Source organism: Nocardia sp. NPDC019219 (assembly GCF_040632645.1).
Taxonomy (GTDB): Bacteria; Actinomycetota; Actinomycetes; order Mycobacteriales; family Mycobacteriaceae; genus Nocardia; species Nocardia sputorum.
In genome coordinates this window covers 94,698-120,527 of the sequence record NZ_JBEYCG010000019.1, presented here as the reverse complement: position 1 = coordinate 120,527, position 25,830 = coordinate 94,698, and the positions used below count along the sequence as shown (strand labels likewise).

General features: G+C 66.6%; 23 protein-coding genes and 3 pseudogenes. 12 read left to right on the top strand and 14 right to left on the bottom strand.

Annotated elements, in window-relative coordinates:
* Positions 1-16 precede the first annotated feature (16 nt).
* Positions 17-1,243, bottom strand: a complete 1,227-nt coding sequence (locus ABZ552_RS28800) for a toll/interleukin-1 receptor domain-containing protein (RefSeq protein WP_281873333.1) — start codon at positions 1,241-1,243, stop codon at positions 17-19.
* A 212-nt stretch (positions 1,244-1,455) separates the two neighbouring features.
* Here ABZ552_RS28800 and ABZ552_RS28795 point away from each other — a divergent pair.
* Positions 1,456-1,626, top strand: a pseudogene (locus ABZ552_RS28795) (acyl-CoA synthetase); the annotation flags it as partial.
* Between the two features lie 81 nt (positions 1,627-1,707).
* On the opposite strand, the gene ABZ552_RS28790 reads toward ABZ552_RS28795, so the two are convergent.
* On the bottom strand, positions 1,708-2,637 hold the full coding sequence (locus ABZ552_RS28790; protein ID WP_357441069.1) for a cutinase family protein: 930 nt from the start codon (positions 2,635-2,637) through the stop codon (positions 1,708-1,710).
* Between the two features lie 419 nt (positions 2,638-3,056).
* On the opposite strand from ABZ552_RS28790, the gene ABZ552_RS28785 reads away from it, so the two are divergent.
* The 4 genes and pseudogenes from ABZ552_RS28785 (at position 3,057) to ABZ552_RS28770 (ending at position 6,442) form a co-directional block, all read left to right on the top strand.
* Positions 3,057-3,536: a helix-turn-helix domain-containing protein gene (locus tag ABZ552_RS28785; RefSeq protein WP_357441066.1), complete on the top strand. Its 480-nt coding sequence runs from the start codon at positions 3,057-3,059 to the stop codon at positions 3,534-3,536.
* Positions 3,533-4,280, top strand: a pseudogene (locus ABZ552_RS28780) (SDR family oxidoreductase). The gene ABZ552_RS28785 and the pseudogene ABZ552_RS28780 overlap by 4 nt, the downstream one beginning before the upstream one ends.
* A gap of 188 nt (positions 4,281-4,468) precedes the next feature.
* On the top strand, positions 4,469-5,566 hold the full coding sequence (locus tag ABZ552_RS28775; RefSeq protein ID WP_357441064.1) for a glycerophosphodiester phosphodiesterase family protein: 1,098 nt from the start codon (positions 4,469-4,471) through the stop codon (positions 5,564-5,566).
* 201 nt (positions 5,567-5,767) lie between these two features.
* Entirely contained in the window at positions 5,768-6,442 is a 675-nt protein-coding gene (locus tag ABZ552_RS28770; protein ID WP_357441191.1) for a PAS and ANTAR domain-containing protein, read from the top strand.
* Positions 6,443-6,525: 83 nt separating this feature from the next.
* On the opposite strand, the gene ABZ552_RS28765 is transcribed toward ABZ552_RS28770, so the two are convergent.
* Together ABZ552_RS28765 and ABZ552_RS28760 are read right to left on the bottom strand one after the other, a co-directional pair.
* On the bottom strand, positions 6,526-7,125 hold the full coding sequence (locus tag ABZ552_RS28765) for a TetR family transcriptional regulator (RefSeq protein ID WP_281873337.1): 600 nt from the start codon (positions 7,123-7,125) through the stop codon (positions 6,526-6,528).
* A 48-nt stretch (positions 7,126-7,173) separates the two neighbouring features.
* Positions 7,174-8,640: an alpha-L-fucosidase gene (locus ABZ552_RS28760; RefSeq protein ID WP_357441061.1), complete on the bottom strand. Its 1,467-nt coding sequence runs from the start codon at positions 8,638-8,640 to the stop codon at positions 7,174-7,176.
* Between the two features lie 287 nt (positions 8,641-8,927).
* Here ABZ552_RS28760 and ABZ552_RS28755 point away from each other — a divergent pair, with 287 nt between their 5' ends.
* A complete protein-coding gene (locus ABZ552_RS28755; protein ID WP_357441058.1) occupies positions 8,928-11,042 on the top strand; it encodes a hypothetical protein in 2,115 nt (704 codons plus the stop codon).
* Positions 11,043-11,418: 376 nt separating this feature from the next.
* Here ABZ552_RS28755 and ABZ552_RS28750 read toward each other — a convergent pair whose 3' ends face one another.
* From ABZ552_RS28750 to ABZ552_RS28735, 4 genes and pseudogenes are all read right to left on the bottom strand, one after another.
* Positions 11,419-12,234: an NAD(P)H-binding protein gene (locus ABZ552_RS28750; protein WP_281873340.1), complete on the bottom strand. Its 816-nt coding sequence runs from the start codon at positions 12,232-12,234 to the stop codon at positions 11,419-11,421.
* Between the two features lie 112 nt (positions 12,235-12,346).
* Entirely contained in the window at positions 12,347-12,574 is a 228-nt protein-coding gene (locus ABZ552_RS28745) for a hypothetical protein (protein WP_281873341.1), read from the bottom strand.
* Positions 12,575-12,708: 134 nt separating this feature from the next.
* Positions 12,709-12,891: pseudogene (locus tag ABZ552_RS28740) on the bottom strand (TetR family transcriptional regulator); the annotation flags it as partial.
* 144 nt (positions 12,892-13,035) lie between these two features.
* Positions 13,036-13,950, bottom strand: a complete 915-nt coding sequence (locus ABZ552_RS28735) for a serine hydrolase (RefSeq protein WP_281873342.1) — start codon at positions 13,948-13,950, stop codon at positions 13,036-13,038.
* A 625-nt stretch (positions 13,951-14,575) separates the two neighbouring features.
* On the opposite strand from ABZ552_RS28735, the gene ABZ552_RS28730 reads away from it, so the two are divergent.
* Positions 14,576-15,064, top strand: coding sequence for a hypothetical protein (locus tag ABZ552_RS28730; RefSeq protein ID WP_281873343.1), 489 nt, complete (start codon positions 14,576-14,578; stop codon positions 15,062-15,064).
* Between the two features lie 343 nt (positions 15,065-15,407).
* Here the strand turns inward: ABZ552_RS28730 and ABZ552_RS28725 are convergent, their stop codons facing one another.
* The 4 genes from ABZ552_RS28725 to ABZ552_RS28710 form a co-directional block, all read right to left on the bottom strand.
* A complete protein-coding gene (locus ABZ552_RS28725) occupies positions 15,408-15,602 on the bottom strand; it encodes a hypothetical protein (RefSeq protein WP_357441053.1) in 195 nt (64 codons plus the stop codon).
* A gap of 279 nt (positions 15,603-15,881) precedes the next feature.
* The gene (locus tag ABZ552_RS28720; protein ID WP_357441050.1) at positions 15,882-16,319 is read right to left on the bottom strand and encodes an OB-fold domain-containing protein; all 438 of its coding nucleotides are present in this window, start codon (positions 16,317-16,319) and stop codon (positions 15,882-15,884) included.
* Positions 16,320-16,497: 178 nt separating this feature from the next.
* A complete protein-coding gene (locus ABZ552_RS28715) occupies positions 16,498-16,965 on the bottom strand; it encodes a nuclear transport factor 2 family protein (protein WP_281873345.1) in 468 nt (155 codons plus the stop codon).
* Positions 16,966-16,975: 10 nt separating this feature from the next.
* Positions 16,976-17,560: an NAD(P)H-dependent oxidoreductase gene (locus ABZ552_RS28710; RefSeq protein ID WP_357441047.1), complete on the bottom strand. Its 585-nt coding sequence runs from the start codon at positions 17,558-17,560 to the stop codon at positions 16,976-16,978.
* Between the two features lie 134 nt (positions 17,561-17,694).
* On the opposite strand from ABZ552_RS28710, the gene sigJ reads away from it, so the two are divergent.
* On the top strand, positions 17,695-18,591 hold the full coding sequence (sigJ, locus tag ABZ552_RS28705) for an RNA polymerase sigma factor SigJ (protein ID WP_357441044.1): 897 nt from the start codon (positions 17,695-17,697) through the stop codon (positions 18,589-18,591).
* Here the strand turns inward: sigJ and ABZ552_RS28700 are convergent.
* Positions 18,568-19,764 (bottom strand): Ig-like domain-containing protein, encoded by a 1,197-nt coding sequence (locus ABZ552_RS28700; protein WP_357441041.1) that lies wholly within the window; start codon positions 19,762-19,764, stop codon positions 18,568-18,570. The two genes, sigJ and ABZ552_RS28700, sit on opposite strands and share 24 nt — an antisense overlap.
* Positions 19,765-20,051: 287 nt before the next feature.
* On the opposite strand from ABZ552_RS28700, the gene ABZ552_RS28695 reads away from it, so the two are divergent.
* The 3 genes from ABZ552_RS28695 (at position 20,052) to ABZ552_RS28685 (ending at position 23,458) form a co-directional block, all read left to right on the top strand.
* Positions 20,052-21,659, top strand: coding sequence for a cytochrome bc complex cytochrome b subunit (locus tag ABZ552_RS28695; RefSeq protein WP_357441038.1), 1,608 nt, complete (start codon positions 20,052-20,054; stop codon positions 21,657-21,659).
* 470 nt (positions 21,660-22,129) lie between these two features.
* On the top strand, positions 22,130-22,894 hold the full coding sequence (locus ABZ552_RS28690; RefSeq protein WP_357441036.1) for a potassium channel family protein: 765 nt from the start codon (positions 22,130-22,132) through the stop codon (positions 22,892-22,894).
* Between the two features lie 273 nt (positions 22,895-23,167).
* Complete coding sequence (locus ABZ552_RS28685) at positions 23,168-23,458, top strand: hypothetical protein (protein ID WP_281873351.1); 291 nt, start codon at positions 23,168-23,170, stop codon at positions 23,456-23,458.
* Between the two features lie 421 nt (positions 23,459-23,879).
* Here the strand turns inward: ABZ552_RS28685 and ABZ552_RS28680 are convergent, their stop codons facing one another.
* Positions 23,880-24,827 (bottom strand): NAD-dependent epimerase/dehydratase family protein, encoded by a 948-nt coding sequence (locus ABZ552_RS28680; protein WP_357441032.1) that lies wholly within the window; start codon positions 24,825-24,827, stop codon positions 23,880-23,882.
* Between the two features lie 151 nt (positions 24,828-24,978).
* Here ABZ552_RS28680 and ABZ552_RS28675 point away from each other — a divergent pair, with 151 nt between their 5' ends.
* Entirely contained in the window at positions 24,979-25,665 is a 687-nt protein-coding gene (locus ABZ552_RS28675; RefSeq protein WP_281873353.1) for a TetR/AcrR family transcriptional regulator, read from the top strand.
* Positions 25,666-25,830: the final 165 nt, after the last annotated feature.

Genomic DNA, 25,830 nt, shown 5'->3' with positions numbered 1-25,830 from the left:
CGCGATCTCCCGCGACCTATGCCCGCGCGGTATCGCCGTACTCCACCATTCCGGAAGTCGTCGGATAGAGCCCGAAATGCCGGTTTCTGCTCGACGCCGTATCCGTCGATCGAGCCACCGACACAGCCATGAGGGTGACGAGGACGGCCAGCACCACAGCGACTGCCACGCCGATCGCCCTGCGCGGGACCGGATCCGAGACGGGGACCGGCGGCGGCAGACCCCCGAACCCGCCATAGGGCCGGTAACGTTTCACCGACTCCAGCACATATTCGCTTCCGCCCGAATATCGGTCGGTGGTGAAGGAGATGGATCCGCCGTCTTTACCTGCGTTACGGTAGGCTTCCACTTTCAGATCGCAGATGAGCAGTTGTCCCGTTCCGCTGTCCCAGCGAGGCCAACCGCTGGCGTGGCTGTACTTCCGCTGTATCAGAGGGTCGACCATCCGCGCGACGAGGAAGACGCTTTTCCCGGTGGGATATATCGCCAACCTGTCGATATCGCGCCACGAGAAGCGATGGACGACGCCGACTTTGCGGACCTCGACGCCGCCCGCATCGATCGCCAGTTTGTCACCGCGGCTGATCATGTAGAAATGCCCGGAGACGACGGAGACGCCGAAGAGCACCGAGAGCAGATCGCGCAGTTCACCGTGCACTCGGAATACGAACCAGACGAACAGCGGGATCGCGATGCCAGCGATCGCCACGTTGAGATACGTGCTGGCGCTCTCGCCGGTGTCGGGAAACACGGTGCCGCTGTCGGTCCTGCGCTCGGGGACGGATTGCGCGACGAGACCATCGACGATGCGGACCAGCCTGTCCGTATCGTCGTCGTAAACCTCGGACCTGATCCGAACAGTGTTGTGCTCGAGCAAATTCCGGATGCTCGGTGGCAACTCGTCCGGGTGGGGCAGTCTGGCATCGTCCACCAGAAGCGGGAGTATCACCTTGCCCAGGCTCAGCGCCGTCTCGATCTCCATGCGTACCGGGTCGTCGGGTGCGTGCAATCGGCTCTTGTTGTGGGCGCTGAGCCACTCCGACCCGATGACCACGATGACCACAGCCGATCCGGCGATGGCTTGGACAATCGCCTGACGAAAGGGAACCCCGACGTCGATCGAGTCCCGGTCGAAGAAAGTCAGGTCGTCCGGGAGCTCCTTTTCGAAGGTGGCGCGCAGCCGACCGACGAAGTGGTGAGTGCCGTCCCGGCGATAGCTGAGAAATATCCGATAGCGATTCATGTACCCCCCTCTTTCCCGAACGAGACTCTGACGAGCCTCGATGCGTCGCGAGATCTTGAACGGCATTATCGCGTCGACTTCAGCGAAAAGTCAGCCGATGGAGATTCTCCTCGCCGATCCCCGGCAGCACGAAACCAGAACCGCGCTCCTCCCTTGCCGGGCGGTAAAAGTCCGGTTGCCACCCTTGCCAGTACCACAGACCAATAGGTCTATTCGTCGTTCCCGCCCTGGACGCCAAGCGCGACCCGCGGGAGATCAAGGACGACGTCAAAGCGGACCTCGCCCGCCACAAGGTTCCCCGTGATGTGGTGTTCCTCGATGAACTGCCGCGCAACGCCACCGGCAAGCTGGTGCGCCGCCAACTGGAGCAGGCCGAGATCTAGCGTCGGGCGACGATCCGCCTCGACCCGGCCGTCGAGGCGGAGAACCGGCGGCGCACACCGCGCCTCGTCGCCCGGGGCCGGTCAGGGGCCGGTTGCTTCGATGAGGCGTTGCCGCAGCCAAGTCAAGGGCGTCGCGGCATCCGGGCCGATGGCGTACGAGGGATAGCTCTGGTGGATGCCGGATCGCAGGAAATCATCGATCTGCCGCTTCCTTTGTTCGTAAGCGGAGGCGTTGAGTTGATCGGACAAGAGGCCGAGCCCGCCCGCGGCCAGTGCGTCGCCGATGATTTCGGTCGCCTGTTGCTGGTAGCTGCCCAGCTGCGCCGGATCCGGATTCGACAACTGGACGAAGAAGCCCGCGATGCGTCCGGCGAAATCGCCATCCGGCATCGCGCAATACAGATCACCCGCGACGCAGAAGGTGTAGGTCCGCGCGGCGAGCCGGCCGAATCCGCCGATCCGGGGACCCGCCGCGCCCGCGCCGGGGACGGGCGGACCGATCAGCGTGTCACCGGGCGAGCGACGAGGGTCGGAGATCAGCCCCACCAGAACGACCCGATGCGGCGGCACCACGCCCCGCCCGGTACCGATCTCGGCAGCGAGATCACCTGCGGCATCGGCACCTTGGCTGTAGCCGAGCAACGCGATCCGGGTCGCGTCACACGCTTGCGCCATGCCCGAGACCAAGCCACGCGCTTTGTCGATAGCCTCCTGTTTGGAGCGGCCGTACACTTCGCTCTCCCAAGGGAAGGCCGTCGCCGCGTAACCGACATAGTCGACCTCGACGTCACCGGGCAGATCGTTCAGGCTCACCGCGAGCATTCCTTTGCCCGCGCCGGTGCTGGACGTCTCCCATGTTCCGGGGATCGCTACGGCGTACAACGCCGGGCAATGGGGCGGTGCGCCCTCGGCAACGGATACGACACCGAGTTGGAGACTGGTGGTCACCGCCGCCGCAAGGCATACGGCGGCGATCGTCTTCCATGCTCCGCGCAGGCCGAGTTCGTCCATATCTGCGCCACTCCTCATTGAGCCCGAGCACTGATCACGGAGACCGCGAGAGCGCTCATCACATCAGAACGACTATTAACATAACAGACGTTACGCTTCCCGTTCCACCACTTCCGTCGTTATCGACAACCTTGGTCCACCGCCATGCCTCCAGCTGGGCATTTCTGAATACTGCTTACCAGCATGGCTTTCACGCTGACATCAACGCGGTGCAGCCACAGGCCCACCGAACAACCGGCCGAAGCAGACAGCAGGGCTCATGCCAAGGATCATCGTTGCATGAGAGAAATTAGCAGTCACATAATGCAATTTCAGGCAGCCCTGCGACCGATTCGCGAGAGGCGGCCGCACACCTCCGGGAGCAGACTCGGACAGATTCATCGCTTCCAGATGTATCTCTCACAGATCAGTTTGGTGCGGTGAGGCGCGTGAACGGCAGGCAGCTCTATCGCCTGGCTCGGCGGCTGACCGAGCTGTCGCGTCAGGCCGACATCGCTCCCGGCGACCGCCTTCCGTCCCCGGGAGAGATGGCGATCCTCGGCGAGGTCGCCGAGTATCCGGGCTGCTCCATCCGCCAGTTGTGTGAGCGCACGGGGTTCGTCCAGAGTCACGTCTCCACGATCGTGGCCGGGCTCGCCGAGCGGGGTCTGCTCGTCACCGACACCGATCCCGCCGACCGTCGCCGCACCTTGGTTCACCCGGGTGAGCAGCTCACGCGAGGTATCGACCGTCGCCGGCGGCCCATCGACGACACCCTCGCCGGCGCCCTCGGCGACCCCGCCGCCGCGCGGCGTGCCGCGGCACTACTCGAGGAACTCGCCACGCTGCTGCTCGACGAACATCGACCCACGGTGGCGCCACGGCCGTCCACCCCCACCGACCGAAAGGACCGTCCATGACCGACACCAGCGAGCAGCCGGTCACCGTCGTCACCGGCGCGGGCTCGGGCATCGGCCGCGCCATGGCTCAGGCTTTCGCCCGGGCCGGACACCGAGTCGTGGTCGCCGACGTCGACGCCGACCGCGCGAACCAGGCCGCCACCGAGATCGGCGAGCATGCCCGGCCGTCGCGGCCGACATCTCCGACGCCGAGGCCGTGGACCGGTTGGTCGAGCTCATCCTCGACGCCTACGGCCGCATCGACGTGCTTTGCAACAACGCCGGGATCATGGACAGCATGGCGCTGCCCGCCGACACCTCGCTCGAGCAATGGAACCGGGTCATCGACATCAATCTCACCGGCACCTTCCTGGTCACCAAAGCGGTGCTGCCCCACATGCTCGAACGCGGGAGCGGCGCGATCGTCAACACCGCCTCCGAAGCCGGAATCCGCGGCGGCGCGGCCGGAATCGCCTACACCGCGTCCAAGCACGGCGTCTCGGCATCACGCGCAACATCGCCTGGGCACACGCGGGCGACGGCATCCGCTGCAACGCCATCCTGCCCGGCCCCACGATGACCGGCATCGCTTCCGACTTCGACCCCGAAGGCGTCGCCCCGCTGCGACCGATCATCGAACTCAACCAGCAACGCCTCGCCACGCCCGAACAGATGGCCGCGGTCGCGGTGTTCCTCGCTTCCGACGCCGCCTCGTTCGTCAACGGCGCCATCGTGCCCGTCGACGCCGGATGGTCGACCGGATGACCTGAGCCCGGATCGCTGTCGACGGACGGCTCGATGTCTTCCGCGAGCAACTGGCCGAGGCCGCGACCGGTCTCGTTCTCGCCGTCGCGGTCGACCACCGAACGCGGCATGCTCGGTCACATCCCGATGGCGTCGGACGCCTCGAGCCGAGCGCGGCGGCTCGCCGTTCACCGGTTCTTCATCCGAGCGTGACCACCCGGCGGCAGGATGACACGATGCGGCGAATGTGCGTGGTGGGCGCGGTGGCGGGGATGCTGGCAGCCGGTGGTCTGACGGCAGGCGCGCAGCAGGCGGCGGCCGACGGTCCGGCCGCGTTCGATCTCGAAGCCCATCGCGGCGGGCTGGGGCTGGTGGCGGAGAACACGCTGCCCGCCTTCGCGAACGCGCTGGAACTCGGGGTGAGCACGCTGGAGCTGGACGTGCAGATCACCGCGGACGGGTACGCGGTGGTCACCCACGACCGCGATCCGAGTCCGGCGAAGTGCGTGGACACCGCGCCTGACGTTCCCGGCGACCCGAAGTTCCCCTATGTGCCGGGGAACATCTTCATTCGCGATCTGACGCTGGCTCAGGTGCGGACGATCGATTGTGGTTCGGTGCCCTCCACCGACCAACCCGGACAGCGCACCGCGCCGGGAGCGCGAATGCCTCTGCTATCGGAGGTTTTCGACCTCGTGCGCGCGTATCACGCCGATCAGGTGATGCTGAACATCGAGACCAAGGTCGAGGCCGCCGCCCCGGAACAAACCGCGCCGCGTGAACAGTTCGTCGACATCGTGGTAGCGGAGATCCGCCGGGCGGGCATCGCGCGGCAGGTCACCATCCAGAGTTTCGACTTCGCCACCCTGCGGCGGCTGCGCGAGGCGGCGCCCGACCTACCGGTCGTCGCGTTGACCGACGGCCAGCCGAAGTTGCGAGCCGGAGAAGCCGGCGCTTCCCCGTGGCTGGGCGGAATGGACATCGACGACTTCCCGGGAACGCTGCAGGAGAAATACGTCGCGGCCGCGGCCGCCATCGGCGCCGCGGCGGTCTCGCCGGTCCACGGCACGCCACAGAACGCCCCGATCACCGATCCGGCTTATCAGCCGTTCACCACCAGAGAACTCGTTCGCGCCGCGCACCGCCGCGGCATGCGGGTGGTGCCGTGGACGGTCGATGACAGTCCGACCATGACCGCGCTGCTCGACCTCGGGGTGGACGGTCTGATCACCAATCGCCCTGACGTGTTGCGTGCCCTGCTGTCCGACCGCGGTTACCGCCTGCCACCGTCGTATCACCGCCCCTGAGCTCGGCGGCCGGAGAAGCAAGACGCCATCGAGTCCCGTCGCGCCGCACCCGCTGACCTCGGGTTCGCGAATATTCCTCTTTCACTTTTGTCGCCCTGCGGCCGCCCAGGCGCGCCGCCGGTCGGCGAGGCGCCGGCCACACAAGGCCATCCTCCTCCTGACCTGCGCTTGCGCGCGGGCCATACTGGACCGGTGACTGAAATGGGACAACGGGAGCAGGAGACTGCATCCGAATTGCTGGGCGGTTGCTCCAACATCGGCAGCTTTCGCTTCCGGTTCGCCGACCAGCGGTGGGAATGGTCCGACGACGCTGCCGCGATCTACGGGTACGCACCGGGCGAGGTCGACCCGTCCGCCGAACTCCTGCAAAGCCACCTGCACCCCGACGACCGCGTGCGCGTCGCCGAGGCGCTCGCCCACGCCGTCGAGACCGCCACGCCGTTCTGCACCCGCCAGCGGATCATCGACACCGAGGGCGAGACGCACGACGTGATCGTCATCGGCGATCAACTGTTCGACGACGACGGCGCGGTGGTGGGCTCCGCCGGTTACCTCATCGATGTCACCGAGACGCTCGAGGACACTCTGCAGGAAGCCCTCGATGACGTGCTACCCGACGTGATCGACGCCCGCGCGGTGATCGAACAGGCCAAGGGCGTGGTGATGTTCGTCTACGGCGTCAACGCCGATCAGGCGTTCCGGGTGCTGCGCTGGCGCTCGCAGGAGACCAATATCAAGATCCGCGCGCTGGCCGAGCAACTGACCGCCGACGTCGTCGCGATGGGCGGCGCGCTGGTGCAGCAACGCACCCGTTTCGATCATCTCCTGCTGACCCTGCACGAGCGGGTGACGCCCTCGGAACCCGTCATGGACTAGCCGGCGGTGCGACCGCTGCGGGCGAACGAAGTAGCAAAAGGTGGTTGCGGACTCGAACTGCCTGCCCACCGTGTGCCCTGCGTCTACCGTCCGGCAACAGAAATCGCGCGGTAGACGAATACTTCCAGTTCTTCGGCTGCGGCCCGCAGATCGAACTCGGGTTCGGTCAGCCATCGGCCGACCAGACCGTCGATAGCGGCGCTGATCACCACCGCGGTCGTCTCGACGTCGAACGCGCGGAACCGGCCATCCGCCTGCCCCGCGGCCAACAGGTCCGCCAGTACTCGCCAGCGCGAGGAGTCCGCGCGGATCGTGCTACGGCCTGCGGCCTCGCCGATCGCGATGGCCTCGGTGAGCGCTCGGATATGGGACGGGTGGGCGCTCAGATGGCCGAGCATCGCCCGGATGTACGCGCCGACCGCGTCGGCGGGCGTGCCCGCGGCGCGCACCGCCGCCTCCACGTGCTCGACCAGGCCGCCGAGCACGCGGTCGAGCACCTGATCGAGCAGTTCCTCTTTGTTCTTGAAGTGGTACAGCACCGCGGCTTTCGAGACGCCCGCCTTCTCAGCGATCCGCGACAGCGAGGTACGAGCATGTCCTACCTCGGCGATAAGGGCGATCGCACTGTCGACGAGCTGCCCACGACGCACGTCGGCGGCCGATTCTGCGGGGTCGACTGTCACGATGTTCTCCTTCGTCTCCACTGAGATCAATACGGTCCCGCAACGCGTTCACGACCGCGAAATGGCCACCGCAGGGGAGTACATGCCGGTCAGATCACGGGTGAACTCGAGGACGGTGTCGCTACCACGCCTGCGGACCGTCACCGAGCTGCCATCCGCCGCCAAGGTGCCGGTGGATCCCGGAAGCGACAGTGCCTTCAAGGTGACCTCGCGCCCCTTCGGATAGCCGACCACCAGGACATGGACGGCAGTGCTGTCGCACGTCAGCCGGACAGGCAGCCCCTCGGCCGTCTCGCCCGCCGCTTCGTTCCAGGGGCTGGTGCCGTAGATCGCCGAGCCGTTGACCCGCAGCCAGTCGCCGAACGCCGCGAGCCGATCGAGTTGCGCCGCGGGAATGACGCCCGCGCCACCGCTCGGGCCGACATCGAGCAGCAGATTGCCGTTCTTGGCGACCGTGTCGGCGAAAGCCGGGAAGAGATCGTCTTCGAAGGAGGCGTAGTCCGCGTCGGTCTCGTCGCGGTTGAAACCGAACGAGTTGCCGATACCCCGGGTCGCCTCCCATTCGACCGACTGAATCGTGTCGAATCGGGTGTACTCGCGAGTGGTGAAATCCGCGTGCGGAACCGCCTGCGGCGCCGCGTTGTGAAGGAGGTCCGGGCGCGCGGTGAGCAACTGCTTCATCAGCAGATCGAAACCGGCCCTGGCCGGTTTCCAGCGCATCACCTTCCTGACCCACGAGTCGATCTGCCAGCGATCGTTGACCACACCGTCGGGCACCACGTCGTAATAGTCGGCGAACAACGAGAGCAACTGTTCCCGGCCGGTCGGCCACGAGATGTCGTTCCACAAGATGTCCGGCCGATAGCGGGTCACGAGTTCACGCATCTGGGCGTCGGCGTAGGCGGGGTAATCGCGGCCGTGCGGGGAGTAGATGTAGTCCCCGAGGGTCTTCATCGTCTTCGGCTGGAAGGTCCAGTCGATTCCGCCGGAATAATAGACACCGAATCTCATCCCGCGCCCGCGCACCGCGTCCGCGAGTTCGCCGACCAGGTCGCGCTCGGTGCACCATCCGGCTTTGTGCGGGTTGCGTACACCGGTCGGCCACAACGCGAACCCGTCGTGGTGCTTGGTGACCATCACCACGTACCGGGCGCCTGCCTGCTGGAACGTCTCGGCCCACGCGTCCGGGCGCCAATCCTCCAGCCCCTGCTCGAACATCGTCTTGAAGCCGTCGTACGGCAGATCGCCGAAGTGCCGCCGATGGAACGCGGCGGTCGGCGAGCCGGGATCCTTCATCGCGTTCAGGTATTGCTCGGCGTAGGGATTCCTGGTCATGGCGTGCCGGTAATCGTCGCGCAACACATCGGTATAACGGCCTCTCGGAGCGAAGCCGGGCACCGAGAACAATCCCCAATGGACGAAGATCCCGAACTTGGCCTCCCCGAACCACGTCGGTTTCGGGCGCGCCGGTGATCCCAGCGAAGGCTCGTTCGCTCCACCCGCGAGCTGCTTCATCCTGCCCCTCTTCTCGTGTGCCTGCAGGCCAAGGGTAGCTGACCGATCGGTCAGCCGCTGCACGCCGGCGAGGACCGGATGCGGAACTCCCCGCCGCATTCACCCCGGACACTCATCTGGTCGCCCTTATGCTGTGGTAGTGAGCGTCGTTGTGGCTGAGCGCCTTTCCGGATGCACACGTGTCGGGGTCTGATGTCGCAGCCGGTGCGTATGCCTGGTTTCGACGAGCGGTAGACGAGATAGATCCGCGGATCTGGGAGTCCTGGTGGACCTCGCTCGAGCGGCGGGTGAACGACGGAACCGACGTGATGTGGCACGAACCGTGGCCGCACGACTACTGGGTTGCCCAGGGGGTCCGGTACTCCGTGATCGGCTTCGCGATGCAAACCTGGAGTCAGCGCGGCCCCTTGGACGACTGGCCGCTACTGGAAGCCGAGCCGACGGGTTTGGTTCCACCCGGCCTCGGCCGGACATCGAACTCCGCTGCCCTCGACGAGGTGCTCACCGGCGCGGAGCCCCTCGCCGACCGGCGGGCGGAGTGCCTCACTCGGCTCATTCCGATCCTTCGCGAAGAGCCAGGTGCGGCCGGACAACCGTCACAGCGGCTGCTGCAAGCGGAGTTCGTTCGCGCCTGGCTGAGTTCGATCACCGGTAGTGCGCTCACAGGCCTCCTCTTCGCCGAGACCACCGACGCCGACCTGCTCTATCGAGCGACATTGCAACGACTCGAACAAGTGCTGGACATCGTGGAGTGGACAGACCAGCCGCAGATCGACCTCGCCCGCGCCGTCGAGGCCTGGTATGCGGCGGAATGGCGCGACCAGCAACCGAATCTCGTTCCCACGCAGCAGGGACAACCCATCTGGTGGCAGGACCACTGGTACTGGTTGGGTCAGACATGGGAGCACGACGCTCTGCGCGCGGCCATACGCCTCGTCGCCGAACTCCTGGTCTGTCCGCCGATCGTGGCCGCTGTCGGCTTCGTGGCCACCAGGGACGATCCCGTGCAGGCACTCGGCTTGTGCGTCCTGCGCCGTTACGCCCTGGGACTGCGGGCCCTGGCCTGGCTCGAGGAGGCGATCTCGCATCCGTGGCAAGACGTCCGGCCGGCAGACGTCGTCCTCTACGCATTCAGCGCTGTCGCCCCGTGGTGGCCGCGCCCCTCGCTAGCGCTCAGCCACAGATCCGGCGATGTCAAACCGACGCTGATGACGCTCGGCCTCTGGGGCGCCGCCCACGTGTCCATCGACGCGGTGACGGTCCCGGCGGGTGAAACCAACACCGCAATGGTGTGGCGCCTCTTCGCCGCAGCACCGGTGATCGCTCGCGTGCGCTCGGAGCGATACGCCGCGAGTCTGTGGTGCAGACGTGAGGCGGAGCTGACGCAATATCTCCGGGATCGTTCCGACTTCCTCCGCGGCCGTGTCGTCGCGGATCTCACCGTCTCCGGCTTGACGGTGGTCGATCGAGAATTCGCGGCCCGGCAACTGCTCTCGGTGCGGTCGGGGCGGCGAACGCCCGACTTCCCGCCCAACACCCTTGTACTGGATGTACCGAGTCTTCCGCGCGTGCTCATCGACGTATTCGCGGCAGTGAGCACCTTACGGCTGCTGATCGGCCTCCTCCGCGACGTGGATACGGTCAATCGCATCGCCGACGACTTGTTCACCGATCAGCTCATCACTCTTCCGGCGCCGACCAACCACCCGATGGGTTGGGCGATGCACCGCGCGGCTTTTCGGGCATTGCCGCGGTACGGACGCAAGCACCAGCGATCGCCGGTGCGTCTGACCCGGGGCTATCCTCCTTCGGAGTTCGCGCTGGACTTCGCCGAGGTCGTCGACCGAGTACCCGATCTGAGCCGGCGCCAGAACGCAGATACCGACCTGTTGGCCGCGTTGGAGTGGAACCGTGAGATCCGCCGCTGGTTTTCGGACCGTTGGCAATCGCAGCGCGTGGTCATCGACTGCCGACCGCTGGACGCGAGAACATTCGCCGACGACCCCAGCCACGCCATCAAACGCGGCATGCTGCAACTGCGCACAGAGGCCATCGTCTTCCTCACCCAGCACGCCGACCAGGCGGCGGACACCTGGCCCGCGATCAGGGATGTCGACCTACCGATCCTCACCGTCTACCTGCCCGACCAACTGAGATGGCTCGGCCAGGCATTCATGCTGCCGACATGGATCGCCGCCTACTGCTCCCTCCCCACCCTCGAGTTCGCGCCAAGCCTCGTCGACGCGATGTTCACCGCCCTTGCCGACCAGTTCGCGGCCGACCCCGGCCTGCCTGCGCCACAACACTATTCCGACGTCTTCGCGGTCGATGCCGGGCCGGGCAGCCCGCTGTACGAAACATTGGAACTCGCTCGCGAACTCGACGAAGAGCCACCATCCTGACCGAAAATCGGGCACCCTCACCGACCCCGCAACCGGGTAACAGCTCCGGCTCAGGCGCACAGCGCCGAAGTGTGGCCCAGCAATACCGCACGTCCGACGCTTCACCTGAATCCCGCAATCGCTCTACGTGCGGCTCTGCACCAGGTGCGGGCTGAATACCGGCGGGAAGTTGTCACCGATGTCCGCGCGCTCAGCGAGCGGTCCGGAGGATCGGCCTTGATGCCGCCGCTGGTGCTGGGCCCGGCTTCGGTGTGGCACGTCTGCCGGTGGATCGATTTCGCCGCTCCGGTGTTCCCCACGGTGCGGGGCGTTTCGGGTGGATTCTCATGGTGCGTGGGCGAGGCGGTCGGCGAACGCCCTGCCGGTGAGCGTGGTGTCAGTCGGCAGTGAAACGCGGGGCATTGTCGGCGGCCCAGCGGGCGAAGGTTGTCGCGGGTCGGCCGGTGACATCCTGGACGCTGGTGACGGGCAGGGCCTGAGGAGGCACGTCGAAACTGGTGAGGACGTTGTCGACGTACCACGTTGCGGTGTCGCCCATGGTGGGGGTAAGCGCAGCGATAGTGTCCTCGCGCGTGGATTGCCGGAACGTGATGTCGCGGCCCAGTGCCTCCGCGAGGTGTCGGACGAGATCGGTGCGGGTGAGGATCTCCGGTCCCGCCAGTGGGTAGGCCCGGCCGAGATGAGTGTCGCTCAGCAGGGTGGTGGCGGCGACGGCGGCGATGTCGTCCATGGCGATCGGTGCGCTCGCGGCGTCGGGCCGCGGCTCCAGCACCGCACCGGTCTCGCGGATCTGGCGCGACCAGATCAGCGTGTTCTCCATGAAATCGCCGGGCCATAGATGAGTCCAGGCCAGGCCGCTGTCCTCGACAGCCGTGCAGACGCTGCCCCACCAGCTCTCCGGTTCACCGGACAGGTCGACGACGTGCCGCACACCGGCCGCGCGGGCCAGCGCGAGCACCTCGGTGACGCTGTCGGGTGTGGGCGCCAGATACATCCGCTCTACCCCTGAAAGCGCGGCGGGCAAGGTGTCCGGTCGCCGCAAGTAACCCTCGGCCACCTGCACCGCGGCCGGAAGCGCGGCCTTCCGCGGGTTGTTGGTGAGCGCGCGAATATCGGTGGCTCCCAATTCGAGCAGGTGGTCGACAACCTTGCGGCCGATGTTTGCGGTGGCCCCGGTTACCAGGATGGTCATCTGCACCCTCTCCGGTGTGGATCGCTGAACAACCCATCCTGCACCCTGAGGCGCCCAGGAGCCGCGCCGCCGGCGTCGATGTCTGCCCGGGCTCCGGTTTCGGCACAGGCGGCTAGGCGCGTTGTTCGACATCCAGGACGTACTCGAGGTCGCGGATGCGGTCGGCGGCTTCCGACGAGCACAAGATGACGACGCGATCGGCGCCGCAGAGTTCGACGGGCTCGGCGTCGACGGTCTGCAGCCAGTCGAAGAACGCGCCTCGAACCCCCTTCGGTGTCGCACTTTCGTCGCGTAGGCAGGGGTCGAGACGAACGAGGTAGGTACGGTGTCGCGCCGCCATGACGCTCTCCTCCCATCCTCCGGGCCGCTGCCATGTCGCAGTGGCGTACCGCGATTTCCGAACGCTCGCCTTTTGCGCTGCGCAGACGTGATACCCAGTTCGGGCGGTCGCACGCCAAGAAAGCTGTCCTGGGCCTACTGCCGCTCGGTGTGGTGGTGCACCGCGGGCGCCACCCAGGTGGCGAGGTTGCGGCGTAACCCGGCACCGGAGCGGGGCGGACGGCCGGGGTCGATGACGAAGGACTGCACGATGCGCAGCATGTGTTCGACGAGTTCATCGAGGCGGTCGTCGTCGATGCCCGCCCTTGCCCAGTCCACGGCCATGTTCGAGCACGGCGCGGCACACTCGTCGCGGCCCCCGAACTGATCGCAACCGGGGGCACGTGGCCGACACGAGGGCGGAGGGCGGTCGCGCCGTGCCCGCTCGGTTGATCCATGGGTCACCGAGCCGGTCTCCCGGCGCTAACCGATCGGCAGCACGCTCAGGATCGGGTGGTAGGCCCAGTTCAACATGCGCTCGGCGTCGTCCTTCGCGGCGACGTCGCTGTCGGCCGAGCTGTGCAGAACCACACCGATCAGCGGTATTCCCGCCCTGACGGTCTCGAACAGCAGGCACGTTCCCGCGGCGTCGGTCCATCCGGTTTTGATGCCGACTGTGCCGGGATAGTCGCGCAGCAGCCGGTTCGTGGTCTGCCAGAGGTGAGCGCGGTTGCCCGGTCCGGCGGGCACGTGATAGCTCTGCGCGCTGACGATCTCACGAAACACCGGCAGACTCATCGCGCGCAGGCCGAGTGCCAGCAGGTCCGCCGGGGTGGAGTAGGTGGAGTGGTCGGTGGGGATGGGAAGTCCGCTCGGATCGGTGAAATGTGTTCCTGCCAGGCCCATGTGAAGCGCGGTGTCGTTCATCTCGGCGATGAAGCCGTCTTGGCCGGGCCCGTAGGCTTCGGCGAGGGTGTAGGCGGCGTCACAGCCGGACGGCAGCAGCATCGCGTACAGGAGTTGTCGTGCGGTGAGCACCTCGCCGAGGACCAGGCCCGCGTTGCTTCCGTCGTGCTCGGTGCAATAGGCGATGGCTTCACGCGGCACGGTGATGACTCGGTCGAGGTCGCCGGCATTGATCACGACCAGTGCCGTCATCACCTTCGTGATACTGGCTATCGGGACCGAGGTGTGCGGCTGCCGGGACCACAGCACCGTGCCCGTGATCCCGTCCGCCAATATGGCTCCCGACGCCCGCACTCCGTCCGGCTCAGAAGTCAGCCAGGGCAACCGAAGATGGACCTCTCCTGCGGCGGGAGCGGCCACGACGCTGTGACCGGCCACCACGATCAGCGCCCCGAATACGACACACCGCAACAACCGGGCAAATGTACGCATAGCCGCATTCTGCCGTGTGCCTCCGCCGATCAGCGGGATTTCACCGTCCGAATTGAGGTGCCGCTCCAGCGACAGCATGCAACCGGCTAATCCAGCATCCTCGGGACCGGAGGGGTGTCGCGTGGGGCCGCTCCCTCGGCATGACGAGGTGTTCGCAGTACCCGCGCCGGGTGATGTTCCCGGCTTACCGGCAGGTGCTGGACTGCGCCGCGAATCCCCCTTCAGGTGGAGGAATTCGCGCGGCCAGGTTACCGGAGTTCATACCATCTCGGGCGCGCGTCGGCAGTGGAAGAATGTCTGGATCACCGTGCGCACCAGGCCGAATAGCGTCCACAAGCCGACCAACCGAGCGTCGCCGAGGAACGCGAACGAATCGCGCTGCGGGGGCTCTGGACCGGCAGCCCACCACAGACTGTTGGCCGGCCGCTCCGACACCCTGGCGTCCGCCTCGGATGCGTAGCCGCAGAAGCGGGGGTTGCCGGGCGCATCCGATCGACGAACTTCGGGCCAGGGCTTCGTTTCTCACGTAGGCATCGGTAGGCAGAGAGACCGCGACGGCCGGTCGCGGGCCAACTTGGAGCAAATCCTGGTCGCCGACCGCCGCCGAGCTTTAGAGTTATCGGCTATGGGTGGTAGGCATCGGAAGGATCGGGAGCGGAGCAGCATCGACTTCGCGGCGGTCGCTCGTGTCGCCGCCGCGTCGCGGCGTGATCCGGAAAGCCCGACCGCGCGTGCAGGATTCGCTGTTCGTGCGCTGGCCGCACAGCCGGAGGTTCCGGGGTGGATCGTGTGGCTGTATGAACACGCGGGTGAGCAGTTGGCGCGGTTGGAATACCAATCGCATTACCCGCTGGACTACGGCGGTCCGGGAGTTCGCACGAGCGAGGAATGGCTGATCACGCAACGCGCCTATCTCGCCGAGCGGTCGGCTCGCGCGGTGGAGCGGGCGCGCCGCTTCCACGGGGACCGTCCCGGCGTCGTCTACGCCCATGGTCCGGAATTGCCCGATGACGAGGAGTTCTACGCAGCCCTCGAGGCAGGGCGGGAATGGACCGGGCATTGGTATTCCCGCGACCCGGTGGAAGCGTGGGACTGCGCGGGGGTGCCGGCCTGACCGAATCGGTGCAGGCCGAGCCCACATGAGCCCCTTTGGGGCCCCGGGGGGTGGAGGGCGCCCACCCCCCGGGTGGGTGGGCACCCGCAGGGGGTGGGCACCGTGCACCCAACTCGGACCGTAGCGCCTTCGGGTCGGCTACGAGGCGATTCGACAGCGGCGTCAAGCGGGGCACGACGTTGTCCTTACCTGATCTCACGAACGTAGGTCGCCACTGCCTGCGGAAACGACCTCCATCAGCCACATCCGCCCGTCGTACTCCACCACAGTGACCGGGTTGCGCCGAGCCAGGCCAGCTCGGCGCCCCCCGCTCAGGCTCTCCACCACCGTTCACGCCGTCGATTTACCGCTGCTGCCAGTGGGCTGGAATCGGATACAGCCACGTCAGTGCCGCGAGGCTCTTGTCGAGATACCTCCGCAGCCCGTGCTCGAGCCCGTAAGCCATATCCTCCAGCACGCTGCACCTGGCATAGAAAGCAGCACGCGCCCGGATCGCCCGCAAGGCGTGCGCACTGGTCCGGTAATTGTCCAATGCCATGTCCAGAGCGCGACGTTGTCCTCCCCCTCCCCGAGCAGCGCTACCGAGTCGATCCGATAGTTGGGCAGTTGCGCGGCCACAACGTCCCGGACGTCTACGGCACGATCGCCGTCGCGAATTCCCATGGCACGACTCTAGAACCCTCGAATCCGCCCTCCTCGGGCCCGGATGTTCCGCGATCCGCCAACCGGCACGGCTCGCCGAGCAACTGCCTCGGCTTCGAAGAACGACCGGCGGGGGCTGTCGGCCTCTCCAGCCGAGGGCTCCTGCATCCGTCCATCACCGGGAAGACGAGCACCGATGTCCGGTGTCGCGCGGCTCGGCGCAGACGGTGAACACGGGAAACCGGTCTTCCCGGGGATGCGGCTGGAAGTGGACGCGCACCGTGTCTCCCTGGATCGGGGGGATGTCCCCTTCGATGGAGGTGTAGACCCACGGGCCCTCGTCGAGTTCGACGATGGCGATCGTCAACGGCACCAGTTCGCCGCGCCGGTCGGACGGAGCCCGATCCACTACCCGCCACGACACGATGGAACCGCCGCCGGACGACGGTACGCGCACGAGGTCGTCGGATCCGCACGACGAGCACCCGGCCGTGATCGGCGCCAGCAGCTTGTCGCAGCTCGCGCAGCGGCGAATCATCAACGTGTCATTCGCGCGCTCGGCGATGCCGTCGCCGACGACGGTCGCGCCGTCCTTCGTATCGTGTGCGTACATTGCGATCCTCCGCGAAAGAGTGCCGGTAGGTTTCCCTCCAGAGTGGTCCGGTCGGCGCGTCGCGGCGACGGTCGAATTACCTACGACATACCTATTTTTTTCCGGGCGCCCGCCGCGGCACCTAGCGCGCGGGTGGCATTTCCGCCCACTGACCCGGGGTAATCATCTCGGCGCCCCGTCAGGGCTCGAGATCGACCACACCTTTGCCGCTCGGGATATCGAGCGGCACCGAGACCTGGTCGTGGGCGATCAACCAGGTGCCGTCGATCCTCCGCATGCCGTAGGTGACCCGGACCCACATACCGGTCGTTGCCGCTCCGTCTTGCAGTGTGCCGCTCAGACGAGCGAAGGCGTGCCCGAATGCCACGTCACCGCCCACGGTGAACGTCAGATCGCGAACCTCATAGGTCACACTCGCGAAGAACAAGAACACTCTCGCCCAGTTCTCCAGTTTCGCCGCTATTCCGACATGCTGGAGTGGCGGCTCGACATCGAAGGACACGACGTCGGCTGTGTAGCACTGCTTCAGTGTTTCGAGATCCTTGGCTCGCAGTGCTTCGACCACCTTGTCGATTTGCCGGCGGAGCTCGGCGTCATCCGCCTCGATGCGGTCGGCGGGTGATTGGAAGTCGTCGGATTCGGTCATGGTCGGCTCCTCAGGAATCGATGAGCGTGGTTTCGGCGCCCGCCCGCAGCGGCGCGAGCGCAGCGCTCCAGGCGAGGACCTGATCCAGCGTCTTGTGCAAGGCCGCGACATGGTGGTCGCGCGGTGTGAAGGTCGTGTGGTTCTCGAAATCGGTGAGCACCGAGAGCGCGACCTGATAGCCCACGTCGGCCATGCCCAGCGTGCCGCAGACCGTCCGCAGCTGCACCACGGCGCGGGCGCCGCCGCTCACGCCGTAGGAAACGAAGCCGACCGCCTTGTCGGTCCATTCCGCGAACAGGTGGTCGATGGCATTCTTCAGCACCCCGGGGGCGCCGCCGTTGTATTCCGGGGTCACCATCACGAAGCCGTCGAACGGGGCGATCCGCTCGGCCCAGGCGCGGGTGTGGTCATGGGTCGATGGACCGAACATCGGCGGCACGGGCTCGTCCAGATGGGGCAGCGGGTGGTCGCGCAGATCGACGAGTTCGAACTCGGCGTCGCCGCGCTGCGATGCCGTATCCAGCACCCACTGCGCGACCTGCGGGCCTTTGCGGTTGGGCCGGGTGCTGCCGAGGATGATGCCGATTCTGGTCATTTTTCCCACTCCTGCTTTGCTGACAGTGTCACGACCTACCGACGACACAGCTGTCCGGAATGTCAGGCCGCCTCACAAATCGGGTCGCTGATTCGTCGATTTCGGTGAGCGCCCACAGACCGAAGGAGCCGAGCATGACCGACCCGCACCTGCCCGCGGTGATCAGCGAACGTCGTCAGCTGATCAATCTCGCCTACCGGCTGCTCGGCTCCCTGGCCGAGGCCGAGGATGTGGTGCAGGAGACCTACGCGCGCTGGTACGCGCTGTCCGAGCGGCAGCGGCGGGAGGTGGCGGCGCCCGGCGCGTGGTTGACGACGGTCGCCGGCCGGATCTGCCTCGATCTGCTCGGCTCGGCGCGCGCCAGACGGGAACAGTACGTGGGCGAATGGATTCCGGAGCCGATACCCGGCCGGTCCGAATGGCTCGACGGTCCCGCCCCCGTCGATCCCGCCGACCGGATCACTCTCGACGAGTCGATCAGCATGGCCTTTCTCGTCGTGCTGGATTCCATGACGCCCGCCGAGCGGGTCGCGTTCGTCCTGCACGACGTGTTCCGCTACTCCTTCGCCGAGGTCGCCGAGGTCGTCGGACGTACCCCCGCGGCCTGCCGTCAGCTCGCCTCCTCCGCCCGCCGCCGCATCCGCACGGCACAGGGTCCGTCCGCAGTCCAGCGCGCCGAGGTGGTCAGGAACTTCAAACGGGCCTGGGAGACGAAAGGCATCGAGGCGCTGATCGGCCTGCTCGATCCACGGGCGACCGCGACGGCCGACAGCGGCGGCCTGGCACCGGCCTTCCTCGCACCGATCGACGGCGGCGAGCAGATCGCCCGCGCCTGGATGGAAATCGCGGCGCGCGGCCCCGCGGTAACCCTGCTGGAGCGCACCGTGAACGGCCAGCCCGGCCTGGTAGCACAGCTCGACGGCACCATCGTCTCGGTCTACGCCTTCGACATCGCCGACGGCCGGATCACTCGCATCTGGGCGATCCGGAATCCGGAGAAACTGCGGCTATGGGTGGGCGCCACCGGATAGCCAGTCGGCCCACGGGATGCTCCAATCGCCGTTCTGCCAGATATCGAGGGGGTCGCCACCGGTGTTGCGGACCTCGACCACGTCGCCGGGGATGACGAAGTCGTAGAACCATGCGGCGTCGTCCGGGGAGAGGTTCAGGCAGCCGTGTGAGACGTTGGTGTTGCCTTGAGCCCACATGCTCGCGGCCAACGCGTGCACGAAGATCCCGTCGTGGCTGATGCGGACCGCGTGGTCGATGCTCGTGCGGTAGCCGAGCGCGGAGTTGGTGGGCAGGCCGTAGGTGGCGGAGTCCATGATCACCGGGTTTTTCTGGTCCAGCACGGTATAGATGCCGGGGCGAGTCCAGAACGACATGACTCTGCCGCCGACCACCGCGGTGCCGCCCATGCCCATCGAGGTCGGCATGGTGCGCACCAGGTTTCCGTTGTCGAAGACCTCGATCTGTTTGGTAGCGTCGTCGGCGATCGCGACGTGCGCGGGCCCGATCATCACCGAAACCCGTCGGTCACGTGCGCCGTAGCGGCCCTCGCCGAGCGCGCGGCCGAACAGTTCGGCCTCGATCGTGATCCTGGTTCCGGGGGCGTGGTAGTGCTCCGGCCGCCAGTGCGCGTTCTGATCGTCGAGCCAGTACCAGGCACCGGTGACGGCAGGCTCGGTGGTGATCTTCAGGTGGCTTTCCACGGCGGCTCGATCGACGGGTTCGTCGAAATGCGCGACGAGCACGAAACCCACTCCGTAGGTGTCGTTTTCGGCCAGCTCGACGAGGTTCGCCGAGCGGAGGGAGACGTCGACCAGCTGTCGTGGTCGCACCGTTGTGCAGGTCGTCGTCGCGGTGACGTCGCCGGTGTCGCCGTGAGCCACGGCTTTCGCGGTGTAGGTGTGGCCGTAGCCGAGTGGTTCGGTACTGGTCCAGGTCCGATGGTCGGGTGCCGATGCGCCCGGCAGCGATCTGCCCGTCTCATCGATCCATTCGACCGACCGCAGCGTCCCGTCGGTGACAGTGATCGTGCCGGGGCTGCGCGCGTCGACATCGTGGGTCCCGGGTGGGGGATCGAATCGGATTGTGGCAGGTTCGGGTGGGGGCGCGACTTCTCGCGACCACCCCCATCCGGCCAGGGCGAGACCACCCGCACCCGCGAAGCCGATCAGCAGCCGACGACGTCCCAATGCCACCGTCCATCTCCCTTCGCCGGGTGCTGGGTCGACCTCCGTCCGTCAGCATGCGGCAGCTGCAAGTCCCCGTGACACCGACGACCAGCATCTCCACCGATCCGCCGCACAACCGATACCGTTCCTCGATCGATCCGGATGCTCCCGAAACGGCCGTCGGCGGTCGGCAAACCCGCGCGATCCGGTGACGCGACCGGCTAATTGTGATTTCCATCACACCCTGTCAGAAATCGGCGGCCCGAACTGTCTTATGGGCAGCCGTCGTCGTCGACCGGGAGGTCTTGCCAGTTATGAGCACCGTGCTACGGGGCGCAGATGCGGCGGATCAGCGTTACCGCGCTTCCGCCTTCGTCAAGCGCTCGATCAACAAGGTCTTCCCGACCCACTGGTCGTTCTTGCTCGGGGAGATCGCGCTGTACAGCTTCATCATCCTGCTGCTGTCGGGCGTGTATCTGACGTTGTTCTTCGACCCTTCGATGACCGAGGTCGTCTATGACGGCGCGTACCAGCCCCTGCGCGGGGTGACCATGTCGCGGGCCTACGAGTCGACGCTGAATCTCAGTTTCGAGGTCCGCGGCGGATTGTTCGTACGGCAGGTACATCATTGGACCGCGTTGCTTTTCGTGGCGTCGATGATCGTGCATATGTGCCGGATATTCTTCACCGGCGCGTTCCGCCGCCCGCGCGAGATCACCTGGGTGATCGGCTCGCTGCTGCTGATCCTCGCGCTGTTCGAAGGCTTCTTCGGCTATTCGATGCCTGACGATCTGCTGTCGGGTACCGGTCTGCGCGCGGCCTTCTCGGGTATCACGATGTCCATTCCCGTAGTGGGCACGTGGCTGCACTGGCTGATCTTCGCGGGCGATTTCCCCGGCGACATCATCATCCCCCGTCTGTACATCACGCACGTCCTGCTGTTCCCGGCGATCATGGCCGCGCTGGTGGTCGCACACATCGGAATCGTCTGGTATCAGAAGCACACCCAGTTCCCCGGACCGGCCCGAACCGAGAACAACGTCGTCGGCACGCGGATCGTGCCGGTGTTCTCCCTCGACCAGGGCGCATTCTTCATGTTCACCCTCGCGACAGTGTCGTTCATGGGCGGGGTGTTCCAGATCAATCCGGTCTGGAACCTGGGTCCGTACAACCCGTCGCAGGTGTCGGCGGGTTCGCAGCCGGACTTCTACTTGATGTGGACCGACGGCATGGCCCGGCTGATGCCGCCCTGGGAGCTGTACATCGGCAACTACACCGTGCCCGCCGCCTTCTGGGTCGCGCTGGCGATGGGGTTGGTGCTCGTGGTGCTGATCGTGTACCCGTGGATCGAGAAGCGGCTGTCCAGGGACACCGCGCACCACAATCTGCTCCAGCGCCCGCGCGACGTGCCGGTGCGCACCGCGATCGGCGCCATGGCCCTCACTTTCTACGTGGTGCTGACGCTGGCGTGTGTCAACGACATCATCGCGTTGAACTTCCACATTTCGCTCAACGCGACGACCTGGTTCTTCCGCATCGCGGTGCTGCTGGGCCCGCCGATGGCCTACTTCCTGACCTACCGGATGTGCCTGGGCCTGCAGCGCAGCGATCGCGCGGTGCTCGCCCACGGCATCGAGACCGGTGTCGTCAAACGCCTACCGCACGGGGAATACATCGAGATGCACCAGCCCTTGGGTCCGGTCGACGACCACGGGCACCCGGTTCCGCTCGAGTACCGAGGCGCCCCGGTACCGAAGAAGATGAACAAACTGGGGTCGGCGGGCAAGCCCGGACCGGGCTCGTTCCTGCGACCGGATCCGGCGCCCGAAGCGGAACACCTCGTGACGACCGCGCACACCGAAGAACGCAGACAACTGGCCGTTCTCCGCGAATACCAGCGGCGCCGCGACGGCGAACGATGAGACGGCGCCAGGTCAGGCACGCCGACGACTACGGCCTGCTGGTCCCCGCGGCCACCGTTGCCAGCGATTACGCAGGTCACGTGGTCAGAGACACCCTGCGATCGAACGGGATCCGTTCGACTGTGGGATGGACCCACCGGCGCGGTCGGCGCCATCGCCTGCTCGTTCTGGTCTTCCCCGAGGACGCCGTCCGGGCCTACGAGGTGATCTGCGCCCACACGAGGCCGCCCGATCCGCGAGCCGGAAAGTAGGCGTTGTCGCGCCTGCCGATCGGCCGCTCATCGAACACAGCCATCGGTGGCTACAACGTTGCCGGCAGCCCGGCTCGGCGCTGGAATGCCGACCGGGGTCGGTACGGTGACCTGGGTTTCGTGTGAGAATCAGCCGGAGAACGGCCGGTCTCTTTCGAGAGGTTCAGCGGCCGACCTGCGGTGTCGCCGACGCTGCAGCCGAGCGACACAGGTGATTCGATGGACGAGACACATGCCGATTTCACCCGCAGGGAGTCGTGGGAGCGGACGACCGGCATTCCCTTGATGGTGCTGGCCGTCGCGTTCCTCGGCGTCTACGCCTGGCAGGTTCTCGATACCGGGGCCTCACCTCGTCTGGACGCCTGGCTCACGCGGGTCGACGTGGTGATCTGGGCAGCCTTCGCGCTGGATTTCGCGGTGCGGTTGGGGCTGTCGGGCAACCGTTCGCGATTTCTGCGTACCCACCCGGTCGATTTGTTGATCGTGCTGTTGCCACCGCTTCGCCCACTGCGGCTGTTGCGGGCGGCCATGCTCGTGATCGGCACCTTGAACCGGAACACGACGACCAGAGCCAGGCTCGCGGTGTTCGTCGGGGCGAGTTCGCTGCTGCTTCTGCTGCTGTGCAGTCTGGCCTTCTTCGACGCCGAATTCGGGGCGCCCGACAGCAAGATTCACAATTTCGGTGACGCACTGTGGTGGTCGATGGTCTCGGTGACCACCGTCGGCTACGGCGATGTGTATCCGGTGACGACCGAAGGCCGTTTGATCTCGTTGATTCTGATGACCTTGGGCATCGGGCTGATCAGTTTCGCGATCGGCACCACCACCAGCTGGGTGATGGATCAGCTCAAAAGCGTCGAGACGAATGTGGAGAACACCGACCGCGAGATCACCGAACTCGTCGCGGAGATCAAAGCGTTGCGCGCCGAAGTGGCCGCTCTGCGCTCCACGGCGATCGGGCCGGAGACCGTGCGGGCCGAATGAGCAGCGGATCACCGAGCCGGTTCACAGGGGTCCGGACCGCCGCGCTCGGCGCACTGTCGCACCGGCCTTCCTGCCCGGATCGCGAGGATCGTCCGGAAATTCCTCCGAGGTGAAGATCAAATTGTGTTACTTGCCCACAATATCTTGTTAGCTCATTATTAACGGTGATTATTCACACAAGGAGAGAAGTGGCTTTGCTGATTTCTTTTTCCTAACGTTGCTGGTGCACGTCGTGATGGCGTCGTTATCCAGCCGTGAAAGGAAGCTCCGCATATGTTCTCTCGCAAGGCCCTTGCCGCCGCAGGCACCATCTCCGCCGCCGCCCTGTTCTTCGGCCCGGTCGCGGTGGCCTCCGCCGCCCACTCCCCCGCCACCGGCTCCGCCGGCGTGGCCTCGGGTTCGGCCGACGGCGGCTCGTCCACGGGTTCGGCCGGCTCGTCCTCCGGTTCCGCCATGCTGGACTCCGGTAGCTCGGCCCTCGACGGTGGCACCTCCGCCATCGTCAACATCATCGATGCGATCACCGGCGTCCGGGACTTGAACCAGCCCCAGCCCGCCGCCTGATCCGGCCTCGAGAGATCACCGCTTCGCCCGATTCTCCCGGGTACGGATTTCTTCTGTGCCGCTGCGCAGTAGCGTGCTCTCGCTATTGCAGTGAAATTGCCGGATTCAACTATCCATTCGCTGTAGTGGGGTAGCTATGGCGATGAACCCTGATGATTCCGTCTATCTTTCTGCGAGGAGATAGCACGCCGCGCTCTGCGTGCGCGGCTTCCTCGAACACCAGCTTCGTGCCGTCCGGCGATCCCGCCGGACGGCACGACAGCCGGGACCACCGCCTCCGGGACGGTGTATGGCCATGCCGCCGCGGACCGGAAGTGGCTGGCCTTCGGGCTGTTCGACCGCCACGGATGGTTTCCCCGGACGGCGGCTTCGCGCCCCGCCCGCTGAACCGGCTGGCCGACGACGAGCACAGGCCTCCCGGTTATGCGTTCGCCACCGCCTGTTCTTCTTCCGCCCGAAGGGCGGTGATCGTGGCGCGCACGGACTCCACGGTGGGTGTGGGCTCGATGCCGAACGCCGCGGTCGCGGCGGACGAATCGATGACGAACGGGCCATCGAACTGGTAGCGCAACTCACGCATCTCGCGGGCGTTGGGCTCGAAAAGCCCCGCGGCCCACAGCACCGCGGCGGGCATCCGGCTCACTCGCGCGGGCGGCGCGCCCGCCACCGTCGCGGCCATCCCGGCCAGTTCGCGGATGGAGGTGGGCGGCGCGGTCGGCGTGTGCCACGCTCGCCCCCAGGCCGTCTCGTCGTCGGCGACCGCGACCAGCGTCCGGGCGGTGTCACCGACGTCGGTCCAGCTGTGCGCGGCGTCCGGATCCGCCGGGAACCACACTCGGCGACCTGAGAGCACGGCAGGCAACGCCACCATGGTGAAAGCCGATTTCGCCCCCGCGCCGAGGTAGTCCGATCCGCGCACTTCGGCGACGCGCACGCGGCCTGCCTCGTGCGCGCCGAGCGCCTCAGCCCATATCCGCGCCCGGACCCGGCCCTTCACGCTGTTGGGCCGCAGCGGATGACGCTCGCTGATCGGGCCGTCGACCTGTCCGTAGCCGTAGAGATTTCCGACGCTCAGCAGCACGGCGCCGGTCGCTTCCGCCGCTCGCAACGCGGCGGCGGCCAGCGGTGGAAAGTCGGTCGCCCAGCGGTGATAGGGAGGTTGGGCGCACTGGTAGACGACATCCGCGCCCGCACAATGCGAAATCAATGCCGCGGCGTCGGCCGCGTCGGCGGCGACGCGCTCGATCAGCGGGTGGTCCGGGCCGGATCCGCGCCGGGTGATCGTGCGCACCCGGATCCCCCGTGTGGCGAGCAGTTGGGCTGTGGCCGATCCGACCGGACCGGCTCCGACAACGACGTGCAGGGACATGGCAATCCAACCTGTTTGGCGTGATGTTCAGAGAACAGCGTTCTCGTCGAGAGCTCGAGCCTAGGCCAGAACAGCAGTCCGAGTCAAGAACAGTGTTCACAAAACGTGCTTCCGTTCTCTTATCTGTCGTCTGTTCCTTAAACTGGGAGCCATGTCCGCCCAGTCACTGCGCGCCCGCGTCCGCTCCGAGATGATCGAGGAGATCAAGGCGGTCGCGCGCAAACGGTTGGCGGTGGATGGCGCGAATCTGTCCCTGCGCGGGGTCGCCCGCGATATGGGCATCGTCGCGTCCGCGCTCTACCGGTACTTCCCGAGCCGGGACGACCTGCTGACCGCGCTGATCATGGAGGCGTACCAGGCGCTCGCGGCCGAGGCCGAAGCCGCGGACGCGAAACCACCCGCCGCCGATCTGCGCGGCCGATGGATTGCGGTGTGCTCGTCCGTCCGGGAATGGGCGCTGTCCCATCCGGCCGAATACGGCTTGCTCTACGGCAGTCCGGTGCCCGGCTACGCCGCGCCGGAGGACACGATCGCCCCGGCCGCGGCCGTGGTCCTCCGGCTGGCCGCCATCGCGCGGGCAGGTGCGAAAGAACTGACCCCACTGCCGCTTTCGACGCCGCTCCCCGCGCCCGTCCACGCCGACTTGCGCCGGCTCATCGAGCAGCAGTCCTCCGACCTGCCCGAAGACGTGCTCGACCGGGTCTTCGTCGGCTGGACTCAACTGTTCGGCCTGATCAACTTCGAGATCTTCGGCCGCCTGCACGGCCTCATCGACGCACGCGCCGACTACTTCGGCCACCACATGAACGTCATGGCCGATCTGGTGGGCCTGCCGTAATCCGGCTTCCGGCCGTCACCGCCTGGTTACGGTCCGGCCGGCTCCTGCGTGACGTCGGCACGGCGGCGTGTCCGCACCGGAGTGCGGCTGCCGCGCGCCCGGCGGCGCTACGGTGACAGCACCGAGATTCTCCGCGTTCCATTCGCCCGACGGACATCACTCATT

Coding starts and splice junctions, on each gene's coding strand:
- ABZ552_RS28800 (WP_281873333.1), bottom strand. CDS start 1,243: ATGAATCGCTATCGGATATTTCTCAGCTATCGCCGGGACGGCACTCAC.
- ABZ552_RS28675 (WP_281873353.1), top strand. CDS start 24,979: ATGTCCGCCCAGTCACTGCGCGCCCGCGTCCGCTCCGAGATGATCGAG.
- sigJ (WP_357441044.1), top strand. CDS start 17,695: ATGACCGACCCGCACCTGCCCGCGGTGATCAGCGAACGTCGTCAGCTG.
- ABZ552_RS28720 (WP_357441050.1), bottom strand. CDS start 16,319: ATGTACGCACACGATACGAAGGACGGCGCGACCGTCGTCGGCGACGGC.
- ABZ552_RS28695 (WP_357441038.1), top strand. CDS start 20,052: ATGAGCACCGTGCTACGGGGCGCAGATGCGGCGGATCAGCGTTACCGC.
- ABZ552_RS28710 (WP_357441047.1), bottom strand. CDS start 17,560: ATGACCAGAATCGGCATCATCCTCGGCAGCACCCGGCCCAACCGCAAA.
- ABZ552_RS28685 (WP_281873351.1), top strand. CDS start 23,168: ATGTTCTCTCGCAAGGCCCTTGCCGCCGCAGGCACCATCTCCGCCGCC.
- ABZ552_RS28715 (WP_281873345.1), bottom strand. CDS start 16,965: ATGACCGAATCCGACGACTTCCAATCACCCGCCGACCGCATCGAGGCG.
- ABZ552_RS28760 (WP_357441061.1), bottom strand. CDS start 8,640: ATGAAGCAGCTCGCGGGTGGAGCGAACGAGCCTTCGCTGGGATCACCG.
- ABZ552_RS28680 (WP_357441032.1), bottom strand. CDS start 24,827: ATGTCCCTGCACGTCGTTGTCGGAGCCGGTCCGGTCGGATCGGCCACA.
- ABZ552_RS28745 (WP_281873341.1), bottom strand. CDS start 12,574: ATGGCGGCGCGACACCGTACCTACCTCGTTCGTCTCGACCCCTGCCTA.
- ABZ552_RS28730 (WP_281873343.1), top strand. CDS start 14,576: ATGGGTGGTAGGCATCGGAAGGATCGGGAGCGGAGCAGCATCGACTTC.
- ABZ552_RS28735 (WP_281873342.1), bottom strand. CDS start 13,950: ATGCGTACATTTGCCCGGTTGTTGCGGTGTGTCGTATTCGGGGCGCTG.
- ABZ552_RS28750 (WP_281873340.1), bottom strand. CDS start 12,234: ATGACCATCCTGGTAACCGGGGCCACCGCAAACATCGGCCGCAAGGTT.
- ABZ552_RS28790 (WP_357441069.1), bottom strand. CDS start 2,637: ATGGACGAACTCGGCCTGCGCGGAGCATGGAAGACGATCGCCGCCGTA.
- ABZ552_RS28770 (WP_357441191.1), top strand. CDS start 5,768: ATGGGACAACGGGAGCAGGAGACTGCATCCGAATTGCTGGGCGGTTGC.
- ABZ552_RS28690 (WP_357441036.1), top strand. CDS start 22,130: ATGGACGAGACACATGCCGATTTCACCCGCAGGGAGTCGTGGGAGCGG.
- ABZ552_RS28725 (WP_357441053.1), bottom strand. CDS start 15,602: ATGGCATTGGACAATTACCGGACCAGTGCGCACGCCTTGCGGGCGATC.